Origin of the sequence: Hymenobacter aerilatus (assembly GCF_022921095.1) — a bacterium.
Classification (GTDB): Bacteria; Bacteroidota; Bacteroidia; order Cytophagales; family Hymenobacteraceae; genus Hymenobacter; species Hymenobacter aerilatus.
This window is the reverse complement of the sequence record NZ_CP095054.1, coordinates 87,314-106,837: the sequence shown is the minus strand read 5'-3', so window position 1 is coordinate 106,837 and position 19,524 is coordinate 87,314. Positions and strand designations below refer to the sequence as shown.

The following is a 19,524-nucleotide window of genomic DNA, read 5'->3' as shown; positions in this document are numbered from 1 at the left end:
TGGCGCAGAAGGGCCAAGCCAAGCTGGTTCTTTATAGGTTCAGCGCCTGCTGCACAATAAGCTTGGCTTCCGCCGCCTCGTTCTTCGCGTCGATTTTGGCTTGTTTGGCATCTTCCAGTGCCTGCTTGCCGGCCCGCACGAAGGCCGCGTTGCAGTAGCGCAGCTTGTCATCAATGTGGCGGTTGGAGCGGTTCTTCAGCTCCCAGGCTTTGAGTAGTTCCAGGGCACCTTCCTGCTTGAGAATGGGGGCGTATTTGACGATGTTAGCATCAGTCACCTTCCAATCCCGTAGCCGGGCGATGATGCTGCCGGTGGCCGCGTTTTCCAGCCAGGATGCGGGAATGTCTTTCAGCGTCGGCCCTTTTTTCAACTCGAACCGAAACCGGATAATCTTCTTCCGGCCCCGGGTGGGCCGGGTGGTTTCGTAGATGGGGGTGAAGGTGAACTCGAAGTCGGTGCCGGCCAGCTCCTTTTCCGGCTCCTTCATGGTGTTGGCAATAAGCAGCATGGTGTTGGGGTACTTCATCAGCGCCTTGCCGGTCTTGCCCTTCTTCACCTGCCCGCGCTTGTCGTACTCGTACCAGCAATCCATATACTGCCGGTACTCTTCCACGGGTACTTCCCAGTAGCCCTTGTCCTGCCAGGCGGCCAGGATTTCGAAGAACCGCATGCTGTACCAGCTTTTCAGGTTCATGTAGCCGTGTAGCGGAAACTTGCTGAAGTGGGCCGCTTTCACCAGGTAAGGAGCTAGCTGCGGGTTGAGTAGGATGGTAATAATGCCGTCCTTGTAGCCCACGCGCTGCTCGCGGGTGGTGTCGAGCAGGTGCCGGAAGTACCATTCCTTCTTCTCGATGCTCTCAAACTCCCATTTCACGTCGGCCAGCTCATAGAGCGCCCCCTTGATTTTCGAATACGCCGTTTCCGGCTCGATGTCAGTGCCCTCCAGAATGGAGGAGATGTGCAGCTGGTAGAAATCCCGTAGCTGGTAGTCGTTGTCCCGAATCTGGTCAATCACCCGGGCCATGATGCGCTTGCCGTACACCGAAATCTTCTTCTGGTGGGCAAACGTGACGTTCCAGTGCTGCTTGACTTCCCCCCGGTATTCAGGCTCGTACTTGAGGTCCAGCTCCAGCATCGGAGCCGCCGGGACGCGGGAGATACGTTTATCAGCCATGGAGTTAAGCAGCAAGTAGCGGTGGGAAGCATACGCAAGATATACCAAAACGGCTAAAAAGGTAAGGTACTACTTTGCCTATCTTACCTTTTACTTTGCCTCTGCTCCAATCACCCGCCGGCAAGCCGGGTCGGGAAGCTGCTGACACTACCTGTCCAAACCTTAGTTTATTCACCCAGCGCAGCCAAACGCCCCCTATCAGGAAGCAATTATACCGAGCCGCATACCTGTCCAAACCTTAGTTTATTCAGTTTAGTAGCCTGCAGCAGCTGTCGAAGCCAGCGAACAATGTGGATAACCCACCTGTCCAAACCTTACTTTTTACCTGTCCAGAACTTACTATTTTATGGCGAAAACCTGTCCAGAACTTAGCTTTTGAAACTGCAGCACCTGTCCAAACCTTAGCTTTTACCTGTCCAGAACTTAGCTTTTGGCCGTTTACTCCTTATAGTAAACTAGTATGTTCTTTTTAACTAATCAGTAAAAGACCACTATTTAGTCTGTCGACCAAGAGAAAGCATTTAGGACCGAAGGGATATACCCCACCGGCATATGGGCCGAAAGGAAAACAAAAAACAGAGTTTAAAAAAGTAAAAAAACGGGATTGCACTTTTCTACTTTTTTATACTATTATTACAAGTTGATAACTTCTTCTTGTACTGCTAAAGTACTGGAATAAGCATCATCAACTCAGAAAACAAGCAGCAGCAACAGTTTCTGGAGCGCCCACCCCAGCCGGGCAGCCCCTCAATAGCATCCGACTAACAGATTGCTCACTGAAAACGAAAAAACTAAGCCCTGGGCATCATTATGGCGATAGTGGCCCAGAAAAACGCTGAGAAGCTGACTTAAAAATGAACAAGAGGGAAAAATCAATGCATGGGCCAACAGGTCAGACTAAACCATCATAATTTGACACTTTATTATTAATAAAATTGAATTATTAGTTAGTTGTGAAAGTACCAATTAAACACAATCAAAGTACAAAATAACAGACACTTAGCTATAAGACTTAGCCCTGTGCTGTTGTGCTGAAATCACCAGTTTTATACTGCGCATAATCAGCAGATTCAGATGCCCACAGAAGCCACAATGTGGGTTTTGAATCCGAACCAGATGCCTTAGTCGACCATGCCAAGTTGCTGGAAAGGGTTACGGACGGATAATAATACGTGAGCATAGATAAATCCTATCGATTTAGTCAATAATAGAAACTTTAATTTAAATAAAACTGAAACATTATTATCGGTTTTTGCGTTTAATTAGTGTCCGCAACGCAATAAAACAGCCTTTTGCTTATGAGCGCCAAGCCCGAAATTGTCGAAGAAGCTTACACCATTTTATCGCAGTTAGGCGGCCGTCGCTTCCTGGTGATGACCGGGGCCGACAAGCTCATGGCTGCCGGACGGACGGCCAGCAACCCCAATCCCTGGCTGCGCATGGACCTGCGCCGCAACCAAGCCCAGGTGAACCGCCTGAAAATTACCCTCATGCCCACCGACACCTACAAGGTGGAATTCTACCACCAGAAACTGGTCGATTGGGAGCCGGTCATTACCAACCAGCAGACGTTTGAAATGGTGTACGGGGAGGACTTGCCCGCCCTCTTTACCTCGGTCACGGGCTACGACACCCATCTCTAGCGCCCAATATGCAAGCCAGTGAGGCCCCCACCATCGTTCACCCGGGCTGGAACCAGTACCGCAGCCGGGTCATTGCCACTATTACCGACGTGGAAATGCTGATGCTGCAGCTGGGCAAAGGCCTTGACAGCGACGGCCTGACCGCCGAGGTAGCGCAGCGGCTCGGGCTCCGCATCGATACCCAAGCCGATTTCGACGTGCTCAACGCCCTGGTGCGGGCCGTGCGCCCCATCGGCCGCGAGGCCCTGCGGGCTACCCGTGAGGACCAGGGCGGTCAGTTTTCCTTCCTATTGCTTTAACCCCCATGCCATGCCCCAATCCCAGGATTTAGTTGTTGGCGAAGCCGTGTATTATGCCCGGGAGCGGGCCGTGGGCCTGATATACACCACCTACGAGCGGGGCCGACACGAGCGCCCCGGCGTGCAGCTGCTGCTCAGCGACGGGCGCGACCTAAGCGGCTTCAGCGCCGAAGAGGCCGACCAGTTTCTGCAGCCTTTGGGCGATACCGGCCTGCGCTACGAGTTTGCCAACGTGGGCCAGCTGGCCCGCGACTACCAGCGCGGCGTGTTCGGCCAGGCCTTCCACAACGCCCGGGTGCTGCTGCTGGCGCGGGAGCTGGCCAGCAGCAGCACCCGTTAGGTAGCCATTTTCTCTCATTTGTTCTTCTTGCCATGCCCCCAACCACTCAGCACCCCCTGAATAGCCCCGTTTTTGCCCCGCAGCTGGCTTATCTGACCGTCGAGCAGCAGCCCACCGATTCCACCGAAGCGCAGCGCCTGGAGCAGTTGCGGCAGCTTATCGAGGCTGCGCCCGATACGGCCGACCTGCGCGAGTTTGCCGAGCCGGCCCGCCAGCTGCTGGGGCCTGGCTATTGCGTGCACTGCGGCAGCTCGCACGTTTGGATAAAGCGCGACGACCAGCCCGAGCGCCTGGCCATCGTGGCCGACCGCTATACCACCGCCTACCGCGAGTGGGATATCCCTTTACCCACCTTGAGGCTAGAATAGCCGCTTATAAAAAGTGGTTTTTCAGTTCTGGCTTTGCCTTAACTTGCCTCCCTAACGCCTGACTATTCGCCCCGCATGTACAACTTTCAGAACCTCACAAAAAAGGACTGGGTTACCGACTACGGTTTCCGCAAAGCGCTCGAAGCCGACCCCGGCACGATGAAGTTTGCCGGGCAGCCCGTGGGAGCTGGTCGCCGAGACATCGTGGAGTACTGGCAGCGGGAGAAAGACCACTACCGGCTCTGGGAGCTGTTGCTTTACATGGGCAGCCACACGGTGCCGCAGACGGTGGCCTACTTCGACCTGCCGGCCGACACGGCGGACTTTCTGCGTTGGGTCTACAATGAGGTATCCCACGAGCAGCGAGAGCAGGTGGCGGAAATGGTGCAGGGCTTCGCCAGCGGCTTTGACCAGATGAATTTCTTCCCCTACGCCGAGTTGTACGCTGTCTGGCAGCGCGCCGATGAGCGCCAGGCCCGCGACGGCAACGTGCTGGTCTACCTCGACCGCATCACCGAGCCGGACGGGGCGGAGATACTCCGCTACCAGGCACCCACCTTTTTTGAATAGCCGAACTACGGGGCGGCCGGGGCCGTAATGTTGCAAAAATTGACTAATCTTTGCTCGTGTTAGACCTCTTTGCGGCCCCGGCTATGCTCAAACCAAGTTCCTATAATTCGCTGGCCGAACTGATTCACGCCCTGGGCATGCGCAGCGACACGGCCAAGCACATCGGCATCTCACACAACACGCTCAACGTGCGTATGGCCAAGCCCGGCACTTTCACGCTGGATGAGTTGGTGAAGGTGGCCGAGCTGGCCAAGTCCGACCTGCTTACGATGACCAAGCTGGCCCAGAAGCAGATGGACAACCCCATCGAGCCGCCTGCGCCGGCGTTGGGCCGCCCGCGCTTTAAAAAAAATCAGCCAGAAGTAAGTTGATTGTGATGAACTTAACCAGCATTTATTCGGACTAATGCTGTGTGCTCACCAATAAGAAGAGCGTCCTCACATTGAAATAATCCTTATCGCAAACGATGGGTAACTGCTTGTTTACTTGACGAGGTGACCCGTCCGGCATAATTTCATCCGTTGAGACGAAACTAGTCGCCCCTTCGTGTTTGAAAGTAATATACACAGTGGAAGCCTCAATTACCTGAGCAGACTTGTATTGGTATTTCCTTTCAAGTTCTAGAAGAGCCTTGAGCGCTGTTGAGTAGCTGCATGCAGTAGGGAAGCCAGATGATGCGGGGGAATTAGCCAGATGCGCATATAGGCCATGTTGATGCAGCATGGACGGGCTGAGCGTTTCTAGTTTCAGGATTCTGCCACGACCGTTAAGCTCCTTTGCCAACCGATAAGTATCTGTTCCATAATCAGAACAATCAGTATCGTTTGACAAAAAAAGATAGGTTACATCAACCTCCTCAATTGACAATCCATGATTATCATAGCCGAGTGCTGAAAGCTTTTCAAACAGTCTTTTCCGGGCTAACCTTATTTTTTCAAGTTCTGCACTTTGCAAAAGTTCAGCCTTTTCCTCTGAACGTCGGTGTTTCGCTTCTATCCAACTCATTGTATAAGTTTACTTGATTGGCTGTAGAGTTGGAACCCCTTGCTATGTTCCTGCTTCGCGGCAAGTTATACAGAGGCCGCAAGTCGAGACTATTGGTGCGGTCGGGGAATACTAGTTTTTAGTCAGTAAACGCATAACTCAGGCACCAACTTGGCTACCACTCGTAGCCAGTTTCTGCACTTCACCGCCGACTTTTTACCACTCGTCCTTTTTTCCGAGAAGGGCTAATTGGGCTTGGTAGTTTCGCTGCGTACTAGCTACCCAGCATGAAGCTTATTATCGTCGAAAGCCCCAATAAGATTAAAAAAATCAAGGGCTACGCGGGGCCCGATTACGAAGTAGCCGCCTCGGTGGGCCACATTCGGGATTTGCCCGTGGGCGGGGCGGATATTGGCATTGACCGCGAGCACGGCCACGCCCTGAAATACATCGTCAGCGACGATAAGAAGTCCGTGGTGGCCAACCTGCGCCGCCTGGCCAAAACCGCCGGCCCCCAGGGCGTGTATCTGGCCACCGACCCCGACCGGGAGGGCGAGGCCATTGCGTTTCACCTCTGCGAAGTGCTGGGCCTCGACCCGCGCACGACCAAGCGCATTGCCTTCCAGGAAATCACCGAGAAGGCCATCAAAGCCGCGCTGGCTGCGCCCACCACAGTGGACGGGGTCGCACTAGAGTAGGAACAGAAAACCCCGCTAAGGAATTTGTGCCAAGTGCTCTTCCCAAGCGGTGGGGCTGCGCAAGGAACGTAACTCTCCGGCCGCAATGCGGTCCGGCAGCGTAAAATCGTAACGCCCCAGCATATTGACGTGCTCGTGCAGCAGGGGCGAGAGGCGCGCTACCTCGTCGGCCGCCGGCTCCCCTTCCGTTTGTTGCCACTGCTCCAGAGCCCGCTGTAGATAGCGTGTATTCCACAGCACCAACGCGTTGACAACTAGCCCCAGTGCGCCTAGCTGGTCTTCCATGCCCTCGCGGTAGCGCTGGCGCAGCTCACCCTTCCTGCCGTGGAAGACGGCCCGGGCCAGCGCATGCCGTCCCTCGCCGCGGTTGAGTTGCACCAAGATACGCCGGCGGTAGGCCTCATCTTGCACATAGGCCAACAGATACAGCGTCTTCTCCACCCGACCTAGTTCCGCCACGGCCCGCCCCAGGCCCGAGAGCGAGCCCGACCGTTGCAGGGTGCGCATCACGGCGGTGGCCTTGACTTTGCCGAGTTTGAGCGAGCCGGCCAGGCGTAGCATATCCTCCCAGTGGTCGTGAATCAGACGGGCATTGACCACGTGGCGACCCAACTCGTTGAGCGGGCCGTAGTCGTCTTCCTTATTCAAGCGCCAGAAGCGCTGGTCCGCTAAGTCGGCTAGCCGGGGACTAAAGCGGTAGCCCAGCAAGGCAAATAGGCCGAAGACCACTTCGCTGAAACCGTGGGTATCGGCCATGATTTCGCGCGGGTCCAGGCTGGTCTGCTGCTCCAGCAGCCCGGCCAGAATAAAAAGCGAGTCGCGCAACGTACCCGGAATCACGATGCCATGAAAGCCTGCGAATTGGTCGCTGGTGAAGTTGTAGTAGGTCACCCCGCGCTCGGCCCCGAAGTACTTGCGGTTCCACCCCGCGTGCAGGGTGCGCAGGGGCACTACGAAGCGCATACCATCGGCCGAGGCCACTTCCCCGCCACCCCACGCCTGCGCCAACGGCAGCCCCGTCTGGGCATCGACCAGGCAGGCATTGGCCGCCGTCAGCGTTTCGCCCCGCACGTAGTTTTGCTGCACCCACGCCAGGCGCGCCAGCGTCAGCGCCGGCACGTCGGCCCGGGCCACCGTTTTCAGGCCGATGTTGCAGGCCTGGGCCAGCAGCACGGCGCAAATGCTCAGCGGCAAGTCCGGCGCAGCGGGCTGGCCATCAGCGACGTGGGTAAAGGCACCGGCGAAACCGGTAAAGGCTTCCACCTCCAGTAGCAGCGCGGCTAATTCGACCTGCGGCAGCTGGTTGGTTAACTGCGTCCGCAGGCGGACCAGGCTAACGGGCTCGGTTTGAGCGGGTAAAGGGGTAAGCATTACCACTGGGACTCCCTCGTGCTGAATCAGTTGCAGGGCCGTGTTGTGTGCCAGGTTCTCGCTTACCTCGGTGTAGGCTGCCCGCAACTGCTCTTGTAGGCGAGCCAACTCCACGGTCGGGTCGAGGGAGCGGCCCAGCGCCCGGGCGACGGAATCGCGCGCCGCTTCCCAGGCCGCGCCACGCAGCAGTTCCGCCCGCGGGTCGGCGTAGCGCTCGCTGGTGGGCACAAAGACTTCGCGGCGGCGCAAGGCCTGGTGCAGCCGCTCCACGACGCAGAGGGTGTAGGCCGGCACGTTGACTTCGCCCTTGGTGGGAAACACCCGCCGCGCCCAGCTCCCCGGCACGACGGTACGCGGCGCGGCGGCCCACTTCGGGCGGCCCCGCCCACCGGCTTCCTGCTGCTGCAAAAAAGCCCAGGCTTCCAACAGCGGCCGGGCGGCGGGGGTGCCCTCGAACGTGATGCCCGTCAGCAAGGCCGGCAGAAATCGGCGGACGCTGGCGTAGCTACTACTCAGGGCTTCCGCTAATGGGTCGTCCGCGGGGCTGGCTAATTCCTGCACGGTGGCCGCCGCGGCGCGCAGGCGCTCTTCGCCAACCGCGCCGAGTACCTGCTGGCGCAGCCCCGCGGCCGGTACGGCCTCGTCGAGCAGCAGTTGGACAGCTTGCTGTAACACCAAGGCGGCCTGGTCCAGGTCCTTGAGCGAGCGGAGGCGTTCGCGCCGGCGTTTGGTTTCCCCGCGCAGCGCCAGCGAAGTCAGCAGGTTATCGAAAAGGTCGAGCACGTCATCCGTGGCCGTGCGCTCGAGGGCCTGCCCGAAGACCAATAGGGTAGCCAGGCGGCGCTCTTCGCTCATGCGCACCAGCGTCTGCGCCCAGGCTAGTTGGGCTTGGCGCGCCAGGCGCGCCAAGCGAGCCTCCGGTAAGTCAGCTACGGGTACGGTGCTGACCCCGAGGGCGCGAATCTGCTCTACGCGGTGCAACGCAGCTACCAGGGCCGGCGCCGAAACGCGGGTGGGCGAGGTGCGCAGCAACTCCAGCTGGGTAAGTCGCTCTCCGGCCGGCACAGTCAGCAGCGCGGCCAGCGCGGTTCGCTGGGGCCCGGTGAGGCGCGCGTGCAGCTGGCGGTAGAGGTGGCGGCCTGTGCGTTCGCGCACCCGGGCAATCAGGCGGGCCAGCACCGTGACGCCGGGTAAGACCACCCGCTGCGCCACCAGGTGCGCCGTGGCCAAATCGACCAACACGCTGGGCCGCACGGTGCTGGTCAGCACCTGCGCGTAGAGCCAGCGGGTCAGCCGAAAGGATTGCTGGGCGTCATAAGGCTGGTAGCCCAAGTACGCCAGGATGCGGGGCTGGTGCTCGTGCCAGGTGTTAGGGCGCTTGCGATACCCGGCGAGCTCAGCGGGGTCGATGCCCAATTGCGTGGCCAGCGTCTGCACGACCACGGCAGGTACCTGGGTGGGCTCCGGCAGGAAGGTACCCAGGAACCGCAGCGTACCTATTTGCACAGCGCAGCCCAGCTTATTCGCCGCCCGGCGGCGCTGTGCCAGAAACTGGACATCGGCCGGGCTGAGGTAGAAGTAGCGGGTGAGCTGCTCCGCATTCGGGTCCGCCTGGTAGCGCCCGTAGCGGGCTGCTTGCTCGTCGCTCAGAAACTCTACGGGCATCTGAAGCAGTTCTTAGGTAGTTACTGGTTCTGCTGCCAGCGGCTGCTTACGGGGCAGCAGCCGGTAGACGGTGCTCTTGCGAAAGAGCTGGCCCCGGCGGGTGCGGTAGCCGTGGGTGTTCAACTCGTCGGCGATGGCGGCCAGCGTCAGGCCATCGCGGCGCAACAGCATCGCCAGCCGTCGGGCTTGCTTGTTGGCCACATTCTCTTGGGCATTATGCTGTACGGCGGCCCGGCCCAGTGCCCGCGAGTCGCTGGTGAAGTTCTGCGGGTTGCCTAGCTCAAAGCCGCGGGCCTTTTTGGCCGCCAGGCCGCGTTTCGTGCTCTCGGAAATATCCTTAGCTGCCTTCTGCGCCACGGCCGCCAGGATATTGATGGTGAACTCGTCAGCATGGGGAATGTCGCAGGCCTTGAAGCGCACCTTTTCCTCCATCAGCTTCGAGGTGAAGTAGACGCTGCGCGCCAGGCGCGACATTTCAGCTACTAATAGGATAGCCCCGGTGGTGCGCGCTTCCACAATGGCTTTGGCCATCTCAGGCCGGTTATTTTTGCGGCCGCTCTCCACCTCAATGTACTCGGACAGAATACGGTCACCGGCCTGTAAGAAGCGATAGGCAATTAGGCGCTGGCCTTCCAGGCCCAGCCCGCTCAGGCCCTGACGCTGCGTGGAGGCGCGCAGATAGAGCACGTAATCCATTAACTAATTCTTTTTCAAAAAAGTCTATTTATGTTGCTTACAGCCAGCTATAAACAGGGCAGCCTAGAAGGGAGCGTCGCGAGCGGGCTCATAGCTGGGTTAGCCACGCTTCCGCCGCTGGCTCGTTCGGTAGTTCGTGCCAGGTAAAAGCGCCCCAGTTTAGCTCGGCCGGCAAGCTGGCCTGCCAGTCGGTGAGCGAAAGGGGCGGGGCCACGACCGCCACCCGGAGGGCAGCAGCTGGCGCGAGCTGCACGCCGGCCTGAATAAAGCCATCCACCAAGCCTCGGCGTAGCAACGGCACATTGATGTTCTCTACGTGCCGCAGGTTGACCAGCCACCGGGAACAGTGATGCTGCCAGGCCAGCTGCCGCATAGTGTTACCGAGTTCACGGACCTGGTAGTTCGACGTATAGCGGCCCAGCGAGCCGCGCACCACTCCTAGCCTTTCCGAGTAAGACGCCGTAATCTGAAGGCGGTTGCGCTGCCACGCCAGCTTGCCGGCTACCAGCTCCACGGCCTGCCAGAGGCAGTACCGGCTCCAGTCGGCCGGCGCGAGTTGGTGGCGCAGGTACCAGTCGCGCACGTAGAGACGCCAGCTCGCGTAGAGATTGCTGCCCCAGCGCCCCAACTCCCGCAAGCCTGCCACCGGCGGGGAGTCAGGTAGGCCGCGCCGTACCCAGTCCTGCCGCTGGTAGGGTTCCAAATACACGGGAAACGCCGAAAAGCCGGTGCGCAACGCGTACTGCCATTGCTCGAATAGGCCAGCTGGGGGCATGTGCACCAATGCCCGCGCCTGTTCATCCAGTTGCTCGAGGCGAGTCACCAGCTCGGTGGGCAGGGGCCCCGGGTCCGGCGCGGCCACCTCGGGGTGAGCGGCCACGTTGGCGGCGTAGTGCTGGTAGTAATAAATGCGGCCTACCGTCGTCAAGCCATAGGTTGGCCACCCCACCACCAAGCGTTCGTGGTTCGCCTGCCCGAGCACCTTTTGCATAGGGACGCCCCGTTCGAGCCGGCTAAACACGTCGTCGCTGGCGTAGGCCGGCGTCTGGTGCGTGGCATTCGGGTCGCGCTGCCACAGCTGGCCCAGCAGTTGCCAGGTAGCTCGGGCCAACACGTTGCTCGGCTTCTTGGCCCGCACCTCGCCCAGCAACTGCCGGGCCAGCTTGCGACCGGCCGGGGTCAGGCGGATATGCGGCAAATTATAGTGCATGACCTCGGGTAGGTCAGCAACCAGGTAAGGCAATTGGTCTTCTACTTCCAGCAACCCCCGCTGAGCTAGCGCCCGCCACGTGCTACCGGTACCCTCGCTAATCAGCCTAGCGTCGAGGCTCGCTAATTGTTCGCGGAGGGGAGTCGGTGGCCGGCCCATCCAATGCTCCCAGCACCCGTAGGGGAGCCAGCGCCATTCTGCCGCTCGCCGTCGGTCGTTCGTGCCACGCAGATAGTCTAGCTTGCGGTCTTGCTCGACTTGTTGGTCAGTTTGATAGGCGGCCAGCAAGTACTGGCGCTGCCGGTCATTGAGGTGGGGTGGGTCGACGACTTTCATCTTTTAAGCTGGCCTACCCTGAGCAGCGGCTATCAGCGCCGGCACGGCCCGCTGCAACGCAGCCTGAAATTCCGCTGCGGCAATGGCCACCCGGCGGGGGTCGGTACTGCGCGCCGGCCCAACGACGAGGCCCGGAATGGTGCCCATATCTTCTAGCAGAAGATTTACATTTAAACCCTGGTCCTTAACCTCGCTCAAGTTAAGGCGCAACTCTACCCCTGGACCTAGCAGCTGGTAGTACCACGCATTGGGCATCTCGCGCCGGCGCTGGTACTGCCCGGACGAGTTGGCTGCTGTTTGATTAGGGCCGAGTACGACTCGCGTGTAGGCGGCCTGCGCCGCCTCCCGAAATGCCTGCTCGGTACAGGGCGAGGCCTCGGCCGAATGTAGCAATCGGGGCTCGCTCAGGTGCTGCACTTGCAGCTGACTTTCCCCCGCCAGGAAAACCCACACCGGTGAATTATAGCGCAAGTGGGTACGGATGCGGGGGTCATACACGAAGTGCGGGTAAGTCGGCTGCGCAGGCATGGGGTAAGAGGAGATGAAAGACTCCCAAATCTAGGTGGTTTCAAGATAAGAACGACCATTCTTAGCATGAAACTTTTACCTGAAACACCTATTCGACCACTCAAACTTGGTCGTCGACCGTTATTCTTTTCCCGTCGCTGAGTTAAGGCTTGGGAGCTGAGGCCTGCGCTACTTCCTGTTGATAGGCCCAGTCCTCGGGGGAGAGGATGGCTTGTAGAAACGCATCGTACCCCAGGTCGCGGCGTTCGAGGGCGTGTCGCCGCAGCGGCAGGCAACTCTTGCTCGCCTCAAAGCCGTCGCGCTCCATAGCTGCTCGCATCTTCTCAGGCAAGCCTTCGAGCCAATGGCGGAAGTCATCTTCTGTCACCTCGCCCGCGGCCTGCTGCTGGTAGCGGTAGCTGGCGTTGCCCAAGCGAAACAGCCGGGCGTGATAGGCGCGTTGCGCTTCCGGCAGCGTCGCGAGAAAGTCTAGTTGCGCCTGGTGGTATTTGTCCAGAGGATGGCGGGGGCGGAGGAGTTCTTCCATCGAGGAGGTAGCAAATAGATTAAGCTAGCCGCCCCTGCTGGGCGTAGGCACTCAACACCTCCGGGGCATGATAGAGTAAGCCGCCAGCGTCTTCGACTTCCTCCAGGTCCGCCTGCGGACTATCGCTGCGCAGCACTTGCCAGACCTGGGCAAAGTTCACCTGGATGGTCGACCACCGCTGCCGGTCGTACGGGTCGAGGAGCACCGAGCAGGTGAAGGCGTCCGCCTCGATAACTAGGTCGCGGGTAGTTTGGGCGTGTACATGGAGCATGCCGAGTAACACAGGTCCGTCCGGACTCTCAAAAGCAGTCGTATTAATCAGGTAGTGGTTGTCGGGGTCAGCCAGACCCGCTGCCACCGCCGTGAGCACGGCCACCAGCGGGTGCTCGCCCGAGGAGGGCACGGCCGCATAGGCTTGGTTAATGTCAGCCGGGGTAGGATGCTGCTTATAGACCGCCGCATTATAGTAGAGGACTGTTTCCGGCCCATAGCTCACCTCTTCGGCCGCTTGCTCGGCCGGGGTGAGCACTTGGCGGCAGAGTTGATAAAGTTGGGCGAAGGGCACGGTGGCGCGGAAGCGGTCGGCCCACGGACCCGGACCGTGCAATTCACCTCGTTCGGGGTAGCGAACGAATTCGGTGTCGAAGGCCACGAAATCATGGCCGACCTCCACATTGGTCACCTCGCCCTGCCGCAGGGCAAAGACGGCGGGGAAGTGCCGGTAGCGTGGGTGGTTCGTGCGCTCGTAGTAGTGCCCTCCCAGCAGATAGGCAATGGCGGGGTCATCCAGGTCCGCGACGAGTTGCTGGAGTAACCCTGGAAGTTGGTCCGGGTCGCTGAAGTAATTGGGCTGGTCGGGGCCGGCGGAAGCAGTGTGGTACATAACGGAGAGGCTAGCGCAAGCAAGATAAGTTACTTGCTTTTCCCCGGCTGATGCTGGCTAAATTTCCTTAGCGGGGTTTTCTGTTCCTACTCTAGTGAGACCCCTGGACCTGCACCTAGTGCACGCCCAGGAAGGTCGCCGGGCAGTGGACCGGCTGGTGGGCTTCACCATCAGCCCGGTGCTCAACCGCAAGCTGGCGGCCGGCCTCTCGGCGGGCCGGGTGCAGTCAGTGGCCGTACGCCTGGTGGTGGAGCGGGAGCGGCAGATTCAGCAGTTCACCGACACGTTTACGGTGCCGGTGGTGGCCACGCTGCAGACCAGCCAAGGCGAGCAACTGCGCGCCCGCCGCACGGCCCCGCCCTTCGCGGCGCTCGATGAAGGGCAGGCCTACTTGTTGCAGATTGGCCGCGGCGCGGACTTCGGGGTGCTGAGCGTGGAGAAAAAGCCGGTGGAACGGCAGCCCGCCCCGGCCTTCTCCACCTCGACGCTGCAGCAGGAGGGCGTGAAAAAGCTGCGCTTTACCGTGCAGAAGGTGTCGGACCTGGCCCAGAAGCTCTTCGAGGGCGGGCATATTACCTACATCCGCACCGACAGCGTGAACCTGGGCGAAGAAGCCACCCGGCAGGCCCAGGCGCAGATTACCGCGCAGTTCGGGGCCGGCCAGTTCCAGGCCCGCCAGACCAAGAACAAGGACGGCGCGCAGGAAGCCCACGAAGCCATCCGCCCCACGCACTGGGAGCAGGCCCAGGCCGGCGATACGCCCGACGAGCAGGCCCTCTACCGGATGATATACTCCCGCGCCCTGGCCTCGCAGATGCTGGCCGCCCAGTACGACCAGACCACCATAGCCCTCGCGCCGGCGGCCGATGCTGCCGACACTTACACCAGCTCCACCCGCGTGCTCACCCGCGCCGGCTACCTGGCCGTGTACCAGGACGCCGAGGAAGAAGGGGAGGAGCCCGATGACGAGGCGGAAACGACCCTCAAGCATCCGGTGCAGGAGGGCGAGGCGCTGACACTGGTAAAGCTGGAGGCGCGGCAGAGCTTTGCCCGGCCCGCCAAGCGCTACAACGAGGCCACCCTGGTCGCGGACCTGGAAAAGCAAGGCATTGGCCGGCCAAGCACCTACGCATCCATCCTACGCACCATTTTCGCCCGCCAGTACATCAGCACCGGCAGCGTGGCGGGCAAGAAGCTCACTGCGCAGGTCCTGACCTGGCAGGGTGGGCAGCTGAGTACCAGCCAGCGCAGCGAGACGCTGGGCGCGGATAAGGACAAGCTGCTGCCCACGGCCACCGGCACGCAGGTCACGGAGTTTCTGGAGCGCAATTTTCCCAAGGTGATGGACTACAAGTTCACCGCCGGCTGCGAGGCCGTATTCGACAAGATTGCCCGGGGCCAGCAGACCTACCAGCAGTTCGTGCCGATGTTCGACCAGAACCTACTGGGTTGGGTGGCCGCCGCCGACCAGCTCACGCCGGACCGGGCTGAGCTGCAGAAGCGCCTCATCGGCCAGTTCGAGGGCACGGAAATGCTGGTGGGTACCGGCAAAAACGGGCCCTACATTCTGCACGCCGAGAAATACTACAACATTCCCGAAAGCATCACCCCCGCGCAGCTGAGCGAAGCGCAGGCGCGGGACCTAATCAGCCAGCGCCGGGCGTCGGCTCCCCGCGAGGTGGGCCTGCATGAAGGCAAGCCGGTGGTAGTAGGGCAGGGGCCGAAAGGCGTTTACCTGAAGTGGCGCGAGCAGTACTTCAACGTGCCGGCCGGCATATCGGCCGCGGCCGTTACCCCGGTGCTGGCCGTCAATTACCTCATCAAAGCCCAGGCCGAGGCCGCCAAAAACGTGCTGGCCACCGTGGGCAAGTACACCATCGGCCGCAACGAGTGGGGCCTCTATGTCACCGATGGGGAGGTAAAAGCTAAGTTTAAGCCCGACTGTACGGAAGAGCAGGCCCGAACCACCACGGCCGAACAGGCCGCCGAAATGATTAAAAGCTACAAAGCATGGAAGAAGAAAAACGCGGGCCGGAAGTAGCGCCCCTGAGCTTTCCCGACCTGAGCCTGGCCCTGCCTTATCAGGACGCGCTGCACTACGCCCAGAGCCGGTTGAAAATGATTGCGCGGGGTGGGTTGCTACCGTTTTGCGAGGCGCACAAGTTTCCCTACACCACCATCATCAATCTGAAAAACGGCAATTTGAAGAAGGAGGAGCCCCGGTTGCTGCACCGGCTGTTACGGAGCCTCGACGTGCCGAACGAGTTGCTACAGTTTCCACCGGACAGCCCCAGCCAACGCTTCCTGTTGCCGAATGCTAGAGCATTGGCTACGTTTCAGGAACAAATGGCTTATCTAAGTCCGGTTAATAATCAAGCGTGATGCCATTGAAAGGAAGTCGACCTCTAAAACTCAACGCTGCTTATTGAATTTATAAACCGTAGCTCCCTGAATATTTTCAAAGGAACGGCCAGCAATGATAACTTGTAGTTCTGCTTCCGTGCCGTTGCATAAGTCGATGAAAGGCTGTACTAAATAGTTTTCAGCTTCGTCTAAGGATGCACCATCAGCAAGAGCAGCTGGAAAATCAATGATTAAGAAGCCAGGGTACTTGTATTGTTCATTAAGCGAAAGGCGCAATAATCCATAGTGATAGGCAAGCAAGAAGTAAGCACGTAGGGTAGCACCAATAGACGACCATTTTGTGCGACCAATATTAAAATTAAATCCGCGCTCATTGATGGTTAAGTCAATTCGACCTTGCAGTGGCCATCGGTCAGGCTTATTCTTCGCAATTTCATTGATATAGTGCATCATACCTGCTGTTAAATCATCAGCAGGCTGTTGGAAGTCGACTGGAGCTTGTTGAGCTTCATTCTTTTCCAATACCTGAATTTGCTTGGTCACCACCTCGATATCACGTACCAATTGGTTACGTACTTCCAAGCTCCGAGCAATGCGGCGATAATTCTCAATTTGCTCTGCAATACGACCGCGCTCAGCATCAATCCGACTTAGGCGAGGGTCAACAAGTGCTGTAACTTGCTCTCGTAAAGGAGTTAGGTCCCGGTCTACACGAGCTGCTTGTTCCACCAGTCTAGCTTCTGTATTTCGGATGGCCGTTAACTCGGTAGCCATCTTAGCGATGATTTCCAGTAGTTCCCTGCGTTCATCTCCTAACTGTTTCAATTCATAATCTAACCGGTTGGATACTTCCTCAATAGGGAGGGGCCGGTGACATAAAAAACAGTTGTCGGGGTCAGACTCATCGTCAATAACAGGCTGGTCGCAGGCGGGGCAGTGAGTCACTTTTAGGTCGGCAAATACACTGCCGGCGGTTTGCAAGCGGTTTAATCGGTCTAGTTCCAGGTCGACGTTGGCTAGAATACCTTCAAACTTCTGCAATCGTGTTGTGTGGCGCTCCCGGTCTTCCGCAGTCCGTTCTTGGTCGGCAACGAGTGACGCTTTTAGCTGCGATAAATTGACTTCGACTGAATTACCAATATCAGTACGTTGAAGAGCTGTGCTTACCCCACCCGAAATGACATCGTTACGCAACTTTAATAAAGTGGCGTTTTTAGCTTGTAGCTCCTGAATACGGGCTTGGGCTGTGATATCATTGGAGTAAACAATGTCGCTCCCTCCTTCGTGATTAAATCCTCGCACAATACGGTCAAGCACAGATTCGAACTGCTTTTTCTCTGCCTGTAAAGCAAGCAAAGCCTTACGGCGTTCCATAATCTGCTCAGTGATAGGTGAGAAGATGGCATCTGTCAAGCTCAGCATCTGGGCTAGCACTGCATGTTGTTCCACAGGAGGCTGGCGTTCAGCAATATCGTTCCAGAATCGCTCCTGCAAGTACATATGCCGAAGCATCATCCGGAAGCTTATCTCCACCAATTTAGAGTCAGCGTAGGGATTGCCCTTGACAAACCGGTGTAACGGAATGCCGAGCTTCTCCATCATGAAATGCGAGAATTCCTCTGGCCCGAGCGCTGCTCCATCGACAATAGTTTTGGTTTTTAGGCCGGGCTCTTTCCAGTGTCGTTCCAGCAGGAATTCTTCATCCCCAATTCGCACTACTGCCCGAAGCGCCACATAGGAATCAGTTAAAAGCATTCCGTTGACATCTTCAACACCAAATGCCTCCTCCACGCCGCTACGGTCACCCAGTAGATAGTCCAGCATCGACAGCCACACCGTTTTACCGCTATTAGTAGGCCCCACGAGCAGATTAACCCCCGGCTCAAATTCGAGGGTTTCTTCTGCTCCATCAGCCTTTATACGGGTAATGTGCTGGATGAAAAGTAGCCGGGCCATTAGATGATGTCGTTAAGTTTTTTATTGGCTACTTCTTGCTCAAATAGTTTGTAAATCAACTCTTTTAGTTGATTCCCTTTTAATGGGCTCATTACCTCTTTTACTTTAGCCATTTTAGCTACCAAGGATTCGAAACCCGTACCTTCACTTAACTGCCGAGCAATGCGAGTGCCTAACTCGGTCAGTGTAAAATTGTAGGCACTGCCTTTCTTAGTAACAGTTAACAGCCCTTTGGCTTCCAAATAGGGAATAACTTGGTAGTAGCGTTTATCCCAAGGGCCGTAGTGAAAGCGAATCATCTTGGAGTCGGAGTTATTGTTTTCTGTTGCCACGGTATTATGCCCCAATGCTTGGGCGGCTCGCTGAAAGAACGCAGGATAACGAACAAAAAAATCAAGCTTTGCCAGCTTAGTCAATCCTTCGATTTTCTGGGTGGAGGTAGCGCGGTCTTTGCTGCCACACAGTAACACAAGCAGCAGCAGACGCGAAGCGTGGGACTCAATAAAATCATCCGAGGTTAGGGTTAATCCCTTGGAGATTCTGCCGGCAGTTTTCAGCGATTCCATGAGCTACGCGGGATTAATAAATTGTACGAAGCACCGGTCCGTTGCTTGATACATATACCCCACAGCCAAAAACCCGGGAATAGGCTTATCCCCAATTGCACCATTATGTAGCATCTCTCCTTGCAAGATGGCCTTGGCCGTCTGCGCGCACAAGTCATGGAATTCTCTTGGGCTCAAGGTAGAGCCGGGGGCATACTTTTCGCTTCGTAGGGCAAGCAGAGCATCCAGGATTTCGCCCTCCAACAACCGTAAGGTTCTGGGTTCGCAAAAATCATTGGAAAGGCATTCGCCTAAGTATTTCAGTTTCAGTTCCTGCGCTGCGGCGATAGTTTCTGCTGCAAAGCCTGCAGCACGCAGCTTGGTGCTGAGCGAATTTGTATCGGCTAGCCCTTGGTTGAATTTGTATACGCGCTCTGCCAGCCAGTCAGTTAATTCTTGGCGCTCTAGCTTAAAATTGGTCCTTTCCCGATAAGGCTCCCGATAAGAGCAGAGTTCTACCTTACTCAGCAACTGGAGGTACAGCTCATCGCGATGTTCGATTTCCAAGCGCAGCCCTTTTACTTGCAAAACCCTATTCAATTGCTGGATATTCAGAGCCCATAAGGCTTCAATACTGTCAGGGCATTTCTCCCACCAGCAGTTTTCGGCCCAGTAGGTGATATCCTCTCCTTTGGGACTAAGTGGTGGGCTGCCATTAAAGCGCCGACTAATACTAGCAATGAGAGCCTGAATTTGCGAATGCTGGGTGGCGCGTTCAGGCGAACCCAGAGGTAGCTTAATGGGTTTCAGCGTGTCGTTGACATCGTAGGAAGTAGCAATGCGGAACCTAGCTATTTCCTGGTGACGGCTCTGCGCCAAAGATTTTTCGCATAGCGAAGTGCCTGCATTACCGCCATCCCGGTGCGTGATTTTCTCTACCGTCCACCGAGATGGTAATTCCATATGCTTCACTTGCACGAACTCGCATACCGCTTCTGGAGTACCAGTGTTCCAGAGCAACGTAATGTCATCGTGGCTTTCCATCCACACTTGATGCAGGCTGGTATCCAGCAACATTTCAAGGCAAAACCGAGCCCCTAAATGGTTCTGATAGATAAAGCCGCGTTGTGCGTTTCGACCGCTTTGGTCGGATAAAGGCTGGTCAAATATCGACTCGGGCATTAAGCACAAAAGTTATAACGGCCCATGCTGAATGCCAGTCTGGAAATTTGCTTGTAAATAAAGCCAGTTTTTCTCAGACGCCTTCATTAGAAAGCAACTGCTATACCTCCCGCAATACGTTCAAAAAGTCGTCTAGCTTATAGGCCCCGTCCACCACGCGGCGCTCGTACACCATAAAGTAGCGGA

At 57.6% G+C, this 19,524-nt stretch carries 20 protein-coding genes; 9 read left to right on the top strand and 11 right to left on the bottom strand.

The features are described from left to right. Positions 1-31: 31 nt before the first annotated feature. Positions 32-1,174 carry a replication initiation protein gene (locus MUN82_RS22090; RefSeq protein ID WP_196288757.1) on the bottom strand — a complete coding sequence of 381 codons (1,143 nt, stop codon included), beginning with the start codon at positions 1,172-1,174 and terminating at the stop codon, positions 32-34. 1,298 nt (positions 1,175-2,472) lie between these two features. Between MUN82_RS22090 and MUN82_RS22085 the strand changes: the two genes are divergently transcribed. The 6 genes from MUN82_RS22085 to MUN82_RS22060 all read left to right on the top strand — a co-directional run bounded on the left by MUN82_RS22085 (position 2,473) and on the right by MUN82_RS22060 (position 4,765). Further along, the gene (locus tag MUN82_RS22085) at positions 2,473-2,817 is read left to right on the top strand and encodes a hypothetical protein (protein ID WP_245097724.1); all 345 of its coding nucleotides are present in this window, start codon (positions 2,473-2,475) and stop codon (positions 2,815-2,817) included. Between the two features lie 8 nt (positions 2,818-2,825). After that, the gene (locus MUN82_RS22080) at positions 2,826-3,116 is read left to right on the top strand and encodes a hypothetical protein (protein WP_245097721.1); all 291 of its coding nucleotides are present in this window, start codon (positions 2,826-2,828) and stop codon (positions 3,114-3,116) included. A 10-nt stretch (positions 3,117-3,126) separates the two neighbouring features. Continuing rightward, positions 3,127-3,456, top strand: a complete 330-nt coding sequence (locus MUN82_RS22075; RefSeq protein WP_196294818.1) for a hypothetical protein — start codon at positions 3,127-3,129, stop codon at positions 3,454-3,456. Positions 3,457-3,488: 32 nt separating this feature from the next. Next, positions 3,489-3,824 carry a hypothetical protein gene (locus tag MUN82_RS22070; protein WP_196294817.1) on the top strand — a complete coding sequence of 112 codons (336 nt, stop codon included), beginning with the start codon at positions 3,489-3,491 and terminating at the stop codon, positions 3,822-3,824. 75 nt (positions 3,825-3,899) lie between these two features. Further along, positions 3,900-4,394 carry a hypothetical protein gene (locus MUN82_RS22065; protein WP_196294816.1) on the top strand — a complete coding sequence of 165 codons (495 nt, stop codon included), beginning with the start codon at positions 3,900-3,902 and terminating at the stop codon, positions 4,392-4,394. Positions 4,395-4,450: 56 nt separating this feature from the next. After that, entirely contained in the window at positions 4,451-4,765 is a 315-nt protein-coding gene (locus MUN82_RS22060; protein ID WP_196294815.1) for a hypothetical protein, read from the top strand. Positions 4,766-4,796: 31 nt separating this feature from the next. Here MUN82_RS22060 and MUN82_RS22055 read toward each other — a convergent pair whose 3' ends face one another. Next, positions 4,797-5,399, bottom strand: coding sequence for a hypothetical protein (locus MUN82_RS22055; RefSeq protein ID WP_196294814.1), 603 nt, complete (start codon positions 5,397-5,399; stop codon positions 4,797-4,799). 266 nt (positions 5,400-5,665) lie between these two features. On the opposite strand from MUN82_RS22055, the gene MUN82_RS22050 reads away from it, so the two are divergent. Continuing rightward, positions 5,666-6,076 carry a toprim domain-containing protein gene (locus tag MUN82_RS22050; RefSeq protein WP_245097720.1) on the top strand — a complete coding sequence of 137 codons (411 nt, stop codon included), beginning with the start codon at positions 5,666-5,668 and terminating at the stop codon, positions 6,074-6,076. Positions 6,077-6,091: 15 nt separating this feature from the next. Here MUN82_RS22050 and MUN82_RS22045 read toward each other — a convergent pair whose 3' ends face one another. The 6 genes from MUN82_RS22045 to MUN82_RS22020 all read right to left on the bottom strand — a co-directional run bounded on the left by MUN82_RS22045 (position 6,092) and on the right by MUN82_RS22020 (position 13,291). Next, on the bottom strand, positions 6,092-9,112 hold the full coding sequence (locus MUN82_RS22045; RefSeq protein ID WP_245097717.1) for a Tn3 family transposase: 3,021 nt from the start codon (positions 9,110-9,112) through the stop codon (positions 6,092-6,094). Between the two features lie 12 nt (positions 9,113-9,124). After that, complete coding sequence (locus MUN82_RS22040) at positions 9,125-9,808, bottom strand: recombinase family protein (RefSeq protein WP_245097716.1); 684 nt, start codon at positions 9,806-9,808, stop codon at positions 9,125-9,127. An 88-nt stretch (positions 9,809-9,896) separates the two neighbouring features. Continuing rightward, positions 9,897-11,354 carry a hypothetical protein gene (locus MUN82_RS22035; RefSeq protein WP_245097713.1) on the bottom strand — a complete coding sequence of 486 codons (1,458 nt, stop codon included), beginning with the start codon at positions 11,352-11,354 and terminating at the stop codon, positions 9,897-9,899. A 3-nt stretch (positions 11,355-11,357) separates the two neighbouring features. Continuing rightward, positions 11,358-11,882 (bottom strand): hypothetical protein, encoded by a 525-nt coding sequence (locus tag MUN82_RS22030; RefSeq protein WP_245097711.1) that lies wholly within the window; start codon positions 11,880-11,882, stop codon positions 11,358-11,360. A 142-nt stretch (positions 11,883-12,024) separates the two neighbouring features. After that, the gene (locus tag MUN82_RS22025; RefSeq protein ID WP_245097709.1) at positions 12,025-12,408 is read right to left on the bottom strand and encodes a hypothetical protein; all 384 of its coding nucleotides are present in this window, start codon (positions 12,406-12,408) and stop codon (positions 12,025-12,027) included. A gap of 19 nt (positions 12,409-12,427) precedes the next feature. Next, on the bottom strand, positions 12,428-13,291 hold the full coding sequence (locus MUN82_RS22020; RefSeq protein ID WP_245097706.1) for a hypothetical protein: 864 nt from the start codon (positions 13,289-13,291) through the stop codon (positions 12,428-12,430). 94 nt (positions 13,292-13,385) lie between these two features. On the opposite strand from MUN82_RS22020, the gene MUN82_RS22015 reads away from it, so the two are divergent. Together MUN82_RS22015 and MUN82_RS22010 are read left to right on the top strand one after the other, a co-directional pair. Beyond that, entirely contained in the window at positions 13,386-15,332 is a 1,947-nt protein-coding gene (locus MUN82_RS22015; RefSeq protein ID WP_245097703.1) for a DNA topoisomerase, read from the top strand. Beyond that, a complete protein-coding gene (locus tag MUN82_RS22010) occupies positions 15,302-15,673 on the top strand; it encodes a hypothetical protein (RefSeq protein WP_196294812.1) in 372 nt (123 codons plus the stop codon). The genes MUN82_RS22015 and MUN82_RS22010 overlap by 31 nt, the downstream gene beginning before the upstream one ends. A gap of 30 nt (positions 15,674-15,703) precedes the next feature. Here MUN82_RS22010 and MUN82_RS22005 read toward each other — a convergent pair whose 3' ends face one another. Genes MUN82_RS22005 through MUN82_RS21995 form a run of 3 tightly spaced genes read right to left on the bottom strand, consistent with a single transcriptional unit; the run spans position 15,704 to position 19,338 of the window. Beyond that, positions 15,704-17,611: a hypothetical protein gene (locus tag MUN82_RS22005; RefSeq protein ID WP_196294811.1), complete on the bottom strand. Its 1,908-nt coding sequence runs from the start codon at positions 17,609-17,611 to the stop codon at positions 15,704-15,706. Further along, a complete protein-coding gene (locus MUN82_RS22000; protein ID WP_196294810.1) occupies positions 17,611-18,177 on the bottom strand; it encodes a hypothetical protein in 567 nt (188 codons plus the stop codon). The genes MUN82_RS22005 and MUN82_RS22000 overlap by 1 nt, the downstream gene beginning before the upstream one ends. 3 nt (positions 18,178-18,180) lie before the next feature. Next, on the bottom strand, positions 18,181-19,338 hold the full coding sequence (locus tag MUN82_RS21995; RefSeq protein WP_196294809.1) for a dsDNA nuclease domain-containing protein: 1,158 nt from the start codon (positions 19,336-19,338) through the stop codon (positions 18,181-18,183). Between the last annotated feature and the right edge of the window lie 186 nt (positions 19,339-19,524).

Bases quoted from the DNA above. Each gene is read 5' to 3' on its own strand.
- MUN82_RS22055 (WP_196294814.1), bottom strand. From the start codon at position 5,399: ATGAGTTGGATAGAAGCGAAACACCGACGTTCAGAGGAAAAGGCTGAA.
- MUN82_RS21995 (WP_196294809.1), bottom strand. From the start codon at position 19,338: ATGCCCGAGTCGATATTTGACCAGCCTTTATCCGACCAAAGCGGTCGA.
- MUN82_RS22030 (WP_245097711.1), bottom strand. From the start codon at position 11,882: ATGCCTGCGCAGCCGACTTACCCGCACTTCGTGTATGACCCCCGCATC.
- MUN82_RS22000 (WP_196294810.1), bottom strand. From the start codon at position 18,177: ATGGAATCGCTGAAAACTGCCGGCAGAATCTCCAAGGGATTAACCCTA.
- MUN82_RS22080 (WP_245097721.1), top strand. From the start codon at position 2,826: ATGCAAGCCAGTGAGGCCCCCACCATCGTTCACCCGGGCTGGAACCAG.
- MUN82_RS22040 (WP_245097716.1), bottom strand. From the start codon at position 9,808: ATGGATTACGTGCTCTATCTGCGCGCCTCCACGCAGCGTCAGGGCCTG.
- MUN82_RS22045 (WP_245097717.1), bottom strand. From the start codon at position 9,112: ATGCCCGTAGAGTTTCTGAGCGACGAGCAAGCAGCCCGCTACGGGCGC.
- MUN82_RS22090 (WP_196288757.1), bottom strand. From the start codon at position 1,174: ATGGCTGATAAACGTATCTCCCGCGTCCCGGCGGCTCCGATGCTGGAG.
- MUN82_RS22085 (WP_245097724.1), top strand. From the start codon at position 2,473: ATGAGCGCCAAGCCCGAAATTGTCGAAGAAGCTTACACCATTTTATCG.
- MUN82_RS22020 (WP_245097706.1), bottom strand. From the start codon at position 13,291: ATGTACCACACTGCTTCCGCCGGCCCCGACCAGCCCAATTACTTCAGC.
- MUN82_RS22025 (WP_245097709.1), bottom strand. From the start codon at position 12,408: ATGGAAGAACTCCTCCGCCCCCGCCATCCTCTGGACAAATACCACCAG.
- MUN82_RS22005 (WP_196294811.1), bottom strand. From the start codon at position 17,611: ATGGCCCGGCTACTTTTCATCCAGCACATTACCCGTATAAAGGCTGAT.
- MUN82_RS22035 (WP_245097713.1), bottom strand. From the start codon at position 11,354: ATGAAAGTCGTCGACCCACCCCACCTCAATGACCGGCAGCGCCAGTAC.
- MUN82_RS22010 (WP_196294812.1), top strand. From the start codon at position 15,302: ATGGAAGAAGAAAAACGCGGGCCGGAAGTAGCGCCCCTGAGCTTTCCC.
- MUN82_RS22065 (WP_196294816.1), top strand. From the start codon at position 3,900: ATGTACAACTTTCAGAACCTCACAAAAAAGGACTGGGTTACCGACTAC.
- MUN82_RS22070 (WP_196294817.1), top strand. From the start codon at position 3,489: ATGCCCCCAACCACTCAGCACCCCCTGAATAGCCCCGTTTTTGCCCCG.
- MUN82_RS22050 (WP_245097720.1), top strand. From the start codon at position 5,666: ATGAAGCTTATTATCGTCGAAAGCCCCAATAAGATTAAAAAAATCAAG.
- MUN82_RS22075 (WP_196294818.1), top strand. From the start codon at position 3,127: ATGCCCCAATCCCAGGATTTAGTTGTTGGCGAAGCCGTGTATTATGCC.